Origin of the sequence: Bradyrhizobium sp. Mp27, from assembly GCF_029953005.1 — a bacterium.
Lineage (GTDB): Bacteria > Pseudomonadota > Alphaproteobacteria > Rhizobiales > Xanthobacteraceae > Bradyrhizobium > Bradyrhizobium barranii.
Genome location: NZ_JASAUS010000270.1, coordinates 1 through 6,125, shown reverse-complemented (window position 1 = coordinate 6,125; position 6,125 = coordinate 1). Strand labels below are relative to the sequence as shown.

The 6,125-nt window shown below is 65.0% G+C and carries 4 protein-coding genes; 3 read left to right on the top strand and 1 reads right to left on the bottom strand.

Annotated features, from left to right (window positions below; translation table 11 throughout):
• Positions 1–361 precede the first annotated feature (361 nt).
• From glpK to QJT78_RS47535, 3 genes are all read left to right on the top strand, one after another.
• The gene (glpK, locus tag QJT78_RS47545; protein WP_028154261.1) at positions 362–1,867 is read left to right on the top strand and encodes a glycerol kinase GlpK; all 1,506 of its coding nucleotides are present in this window, start codon (positions 362–364) and stop codon (positions 1,865–1,867) included.
• A 122-nt stretch (positions 1,868–1,989) separates the two neighbouring features.
• Complete coding sequence (locus QJT78_RS47540; protein WP_028154260.1) at positions 1,990–4,437, top strand: penicillin acylase family protein; 2,448 nt, start codon at positions 1,990–1,992, stop codon at positions 4,435–4,437.
• A 196-nt stretch (positions 4,438–4,633) separates the two neighbouring features.
• Positions 4,634–5,227 (top strand): GNAT family N-acetyltransferase, encoded by a 594-nt coding sequence (locus QJT78_RS47535; RefSeq protein ID WP_028154259.1) that lies wholly within the window; start codon positions 4,634–4,636, stop codon positions 5,225–5,227.
• Between the two features lie 269 nt (positions 5,228–5,496).
• On the opposite strand, the gene QJT78_RS47530 is transcribed toward QJT78_RS47535, so the two are convergent.
• A partial coding sequence (locus QJT78_RS47530) for a reverse transcriptase domain-containing protein (RefSeq protein ID WP_281460739.1) occupies positions 5,497–6,125 on the bottom strand: 629 nt, incomplete at its 5' end.

Here is a 6,125-nt window from a genome sequence, read left to right as displayed (position 1 = left end):
TCGGCATCAGCGCTTCCACAAAGCTCGGCTGTCCCGTCCGCTTGACCGCCATCGCTACCCTCCGAGGCTTTGCCTTAGGGAATCACAATTGACGAATTACGCAACAGGCCCCCTGTGGGAGAGGGTGGATCGCCGCGAAGCGGCGAGACGGGTGAGGGGTATCTCTCCGCGAGTGAATCTCTTCCTGCTGAATTCGCCGAAACATACCCCTCATCCGGCGCGCTTCGCGCGCCACCTTCTCCCACAAGGGGAGAAGGTAAGGGGATCGTGCCCCGCATCCAATCTTGACCTTCCCGCCCTAATCCGCTCCCTTTGGCGCGACACAATGACCCCTCTCAGGGAAACGCCAAGGTAAGCTTCCATGTCTTTCGTCCTCGCCATCGACCAGGGCACCACCTCGTCGCGCGCCATCGTTTTTCGCAGTGACATCTCGATTGCCGCCCGCGCGCAGCAGGAGTTTCCGCAGCATTTTCCGGCCTCGGGCTGGGTCGAGCACGAGCCGGAGGACATCTGGACCTCGACCGTGATGGTCTGCCGCGACGCGATCGAGCAGGCCGGCATTACCGCCAAGGACATCGCCGCGATCGGCATCACCAACCAGCGCGAGACCACCGTGGTGTGGGATCGCGCCACCGGCCAGGCCGTGCACCGCGCCATCGTCTGGCAGGACCGCCGCACCGCCGACATCTGCGCGAAACTGAAGCACGACGGCCGTGAGCCCGTGATCTCGCAGAAGACCGGCCTGATCATCGATCCCTATTTCTCCGGCACCAAGGTCGCCTGGATCCTCGACCACGTTCCCGGTGCGCGGGCGCGTGCCGCGCGCGGCGAGCTGATGTTCGGCACCGTCGATTGCTATCTGCTCTGGCGTCTCACCGGCGGCAAGGTGCACGCCACCGATGCCACCAACGCCTCGCGCACGCTGCTGTTCAACATCCACACCGGCCAATGGGACGACGAGCTCTTGGAGATCATCGGCGTGCCGCGCTCGATGCTGCCCGAGGTGAAGGATTCCTCCGCCCGCTTCGGCGAGAGCACGCCGGACCTGTTCGGCGGCGCGATCGCGATCTCAGGCATTGCCGGTGACCAGCAGGCCGCGACCATCGGCCAGGCCTGCTTCCGCCCGGGCATGATGAAGTCGACCTACGGCACCGGCTGCTTTGCCCTGCTCAACACCGGCACCACGCCGGTCGTCTCCAAGAACAAACTGCTCACCACCGTCGCCTATCAGCTCGAGGGAAAGCGCACCTACGCGCTCGAAGGCTCGATCTTCGTCGCGGGCTCGGCGGTGCAGTGGCTGCGCGACGGCCTCGGCATCATCAAGCACGCCGCCGAGACCGGACCGCTCGCCGATCAGTCCGATTCCATGCAGAGCGTCTATCTGGTCCCGGCCTTCGTCGGCATGGGCGCGCCCTACTGGAATCCGCGCGTGCGCGGCGCGCTGTTCGGCCTCACCCGCAACACCGGCCCGGCCGAGCTCGCGCACGCCGCGCTGGAGAGCGTGTGTTACCAGACCTTCGACCTCTGGGCCGCGATGCGCGCGGACTGGCCGAGCTCGGAAGTCGCGAGCGTCGTGCTGCGCGTCGACGGCGGAATGACCGCCTCCGACTGGACCATGCAGCGCCTCGCCGATCTCCTGGACGCGCCGGTCGATCGCCCCGTGATCCAGGAGACCACGGCGTTGGGCGCCGCCTATCTCGCCGGCCTCCAGGCCGGCGTCTATCCCGAGCCGACGAAGTTCGCCGACAATTGGCGGCTCGAGCACCGCTTCAAGCCGAACATGAGCCAGGCGACGCGGGAGCGGAAGCTCGCCGGCTGGGCGCGCGCGGTGAAGGGCGTGCTCGCAAGCGACGAGGGAGAAGGATAGGCGGATGTCGTAGCCCGGATGGAGTGGAGCGCAATCCGGGGTTTTTTCCACGAGTAAGATTCCCGGATTACGCTTCGCTCCATCCGGGCTACGGACTAAAATAACAACAACGGGAGAAGACAATGAACACGGATCTCAACCGGGTCATCCAAAAACTCTGCGGCGCAGCGATCTGCGCCGCGCTGCTGACCTCGACAGCCATGGCGCGCGACAAGCCGAATCCGCTCGGCAGCGCGCGGCAGCTCAAGACCGATGTCGCCGGCCTCGACGCCCCCGCCCAGATCCTGGTCGACGTCTGGGGCATCCCGCACATCTATGCCGGCAACGAGCACGACCTGTTCTTCCTGCAGGGTTTCAACGCCGCGCGCGACCGGCTCTGGCAGATCGATCTCTGGCGCAAGCGCGGCCTCGGCCTGCTCGCAAAGGATTTCGGCCCGGCCTATGCCGAGCAGGACAAGGCGCTACGGCAGTTCCTCTATCGCGGCGACATGAACGCGGAGTGGGCGGCGTACGGTCCCAAGGCGAAGACCTATGCCGACGCGTTTGTCGCCGGCGTGAATGCCTATGTCGCCGATGTGCGCGCGGGAAAACGTCCGCTGCCGATCGAGTTCAGGATCGCCGGCACCATGCCTGATCCGTGGACGGCGGATGACGTCGTCCGCATTCGCAGCCACGGTCTGACGCGCAATGTCGCCTCCGAGGTCAAACGCTCGCTGGTCGCCTGCGCGGCCGGCCTCGATGCCGATCGTTTCCGCGTCAAGCTCGAGCCGGCATGGACCACGAAAGTCCCCGATGGTCTCGACCCCTGCAGCGTGCCGAAGGCCGTGCTCGCGGCCTACGATCTCGCGACGCGCCCGGTGGCCTTCGCGGCACCGAAGGACAAGCAGGCCGCACTCGCGCACGATCCCGACAAATACCTCACCGAGGCCGACCAGCAGCGCGACACCATCGGCTCCAACAATTGGGTGATCGCGGCCTCGCGCACGGCGACGGGCCGCCCGATCCTCGCCAACGATCCGCATCGCGAGCACAGCGTGCCCTCGCTGCGCTACATCGTCGGCCTCAATGCGCCGGGCCTCTCGGTGATCGGTGCGGGCGAGCCGGCGCTGCCCGGCATCTCGATCGGCCACAACGGCACCATCGCGTTCGGCCTCACCATCTTCAACGTCGACCAGGAAGACCTCTACGTCTACGAGCTCAATCCGCAAAACCCCAACCAGTACCGCTACGGCAATGGCTGGGAAGACATGCGCATCCTGCACGAGAAAGAGCAGGTGAAAGGCGAGGCCGATCGCGACCTCGAGCTGAGGTTCACCCGGCACGGTCCCGTCATCTTCGTCGACGATGCGAACAAGCGCGCCTTCGCGGTCCGCTCGATCTGGTTCGAGCCCGGCACGTCGGCCTATTTCGGCTCCTCCGACTACATGACCGCGAAGGACTGGAACGGCTTCCTCGCCGCCATGCGGCGCTGGGGCGCGCCGTCGGAGAACCAGGTCTATGCCGACACACGCGGCAATATCGGCTGGGTTGCCGCCGGCAAGACGCCGCGGCGCGCCAACTTCGACGGCCTGATGCCGGTGCCCGGCGACGGCCGCTATGAGTGGCAGGGCTTTCTCTCGCTCGACGAATTGCCGAAAGCCTATCAGCCCAAGCAGGGCTTTCTCGCCACCGCCAACCAGATGAACCTGCCGGCCGATTACCCGATCGCCGAACGCAAGGTCGGCTTCGAATGGTCCGACAGCGCGCGCTGGCAACGCATCACCGAGGTGCTCGCGGCCAACAGCAAGGTCACGCTCGCCGACGCCATGGATTTGCAGAACGACGACACCGCGATGCTGGGGCGGCGCCTCGTCAAGCTGTTGCAGCCGCTCACCTCCGACGATCCCAATGTGAAGAAGGGTCTCGAGCTGCTCAAGCCATGGGACGCGCGCGATGCCGCCGACAGCGCGGCGGCGGCCGTGTTCGAGGTCTGGATCGCCAATCATCTTGGGCCGGTGCTGCTGAAGACCACGGCTCCCAAGGCCGCCGATCTGATCGCGCCGGAGGCGTCGAGCATTTCGGCGCTGGTCGCCTATCTGGAATCTCCCGATGCGTCGTTCGGCTCCGATCCCGCTGGCGCGCGCGACCAGATCCTGCGCGACAGCCTCGGCGCCGCGGTGGCCGACGTCACGGGCAAGCTCGGGCCGGACGCCTCGACCTGGCGCTGGGGCCGGCTGCACGTCGCGAAATTCGACCATGCCTTGATGCCGCTCGCCGACAAGGCCACCGCCGCGCAGCTTTCGGTCGGCCCGCTCGCCTATGGCGGTGCCGCCAATGTGCCGCGCGCGGCCACCTACCGCCGCGCCGATTACCAGCTGTTCGCCGGCGCTTCGTTCCGCATGGTGCTGGACGTCGGCAATTGGGATGCGAGCCGCACCATCAACACGCCCGGCCAATCCGGCGATCCCTTCAGCGCCCATTACCGCGACCTCGCTCCGCTCTGGGCAACGGGCCAATATGTCCCGCTGCTCTACAGCCGCCCGGCCGTCGAAGCCGCGACCGCGGAAGCGATCATTTTGACGCCGCGATGATCGACTTGTTGGCTGGAGAGTGCCGGAAGAGCGCGGCCTGCATGGTTCGAGACGCCCGCTTGGGCGGGCTCCTCACCATGAGGGTCTGATATCTCGCCGCGAAATGCGCCCTCATCCTGAGGGCCCGCCGTAGGCGGGCGTCTCGAAGGATGGGCCGCAAGCGAGCTGTTCGCCATGTCTTTCTGAGAGGCCACCCATGATCATCCCCGACGGCTATTCCGACATCCCCGCTGGCAAGATCGCCGCGGTCGTCACCCATCTGGAGATGACCGCACCTCCCGCGCGCCGCGACGATCCTCCAGGCGCGTGGTCCTTGCGCAAGGTCGACGCGCCCGCGCTTCATTGGTATCGCGATCTCCATCGCCGTGTCGGCGAGGAGTGGCTATGGTTTTCGCGTGCGCGTCTGAATGACAGGGAGCTTGCCGCAATCATCCACGCGCCGGGAATCGAGGTCCACGCCCTGGTCGTGGACGGCCGCGACGAAGGCCTGCTGGAGCTGGATTTCCGCGAGGCCGGCCAGTGCGAGCTGGTCTATTTCGGTGTCACCGCCGGATTGATCGGGACGGGAGCCGCTCGCTTCCTGATGAACCGCGCGCTGGAGACTGCCTGGTCGCGCGAGCTCGCTCGCGTCTGGGTGCACACTTGCACCTTCGACCATCCGTCGGCCGTCGCGTTCTACCAGCGCTTCGGCTTCCACCCGTTCCGCCGCCAGATCGAAATTGCGGACGATCCGCGCCTCGACGGGACGGCACCGCGGACGGCGGCGAAGCATGTGCCGATCATCGAATAGTGCGTGGCTGCCTCCCCACCGTCATTGCGAGGAGCTCTTGCAACGAAGCAATCCAGACTGCATCCGCGGACAGATCCTGGATTGCTTCGCTGCGCTCGCAATGACGGAGTGTGGCGCTGCCGTCGCTCTTCGAACCGGCATATCAACGCACGACGGCGTCGTAGCCCAGATGAAGCGCAGTGCAATCCAGGGCAGTGCTCCCACATTCCGCTACGTTCCATGGGGGCTGCGGGCTCGCCGATATCGCGGCAGGCGTCGATGTCGAACCTCTAATGGTTCAACGACGAATCGGGGAGCCCATCACTTATCTGCTTCATTTGGCCTTGGAGACCGCTGATCTTGGCGACGGCCGCGGTCCGTTCCTTTCCATGGGCGCGGGCCAAATTAGCCTTCGCCAGATGAAGCTTCCTGTGCTGCCGCTGCGGAGCGAGCAAACGATCCCGATCAACGATCACACCAGTTATTTCCGCTGCCCTATCGAAGTAGGTCTTCTCCTTATGATATCGAAGGCCCGACGCGTGGATCACCTTTTGAATCTCCCAGACAATCTTTCTAGGAACGCGTCTGCCCGAGAGCGTTACATCGTCAACATAGACAGTTAAGGTCAGTCCATGAGTTCTCGCAACCGAGGCAACTTTTTCCCAAGTATCGCTGTATGCAAAGTAAGCGAGGAATGGGCTGAGCGGACTCCCTGTCGGGAGGCGCTTTCGATACGTGGACAGCCGCGTCAGCGTATCAGCGACGTCCGCTTCACACTTAAGGATCGTTCTGAAGAACCAATAGACCCGAGAGCTGGCCCCGCAAATTCGGACAGTAGCTTGAGTGGATTTTCTGCCTGACAGCGGCGAGGATTCTTGCTGCGAATCAGGAGCGAAGATGACGAAGAAGAGCCGCCGGA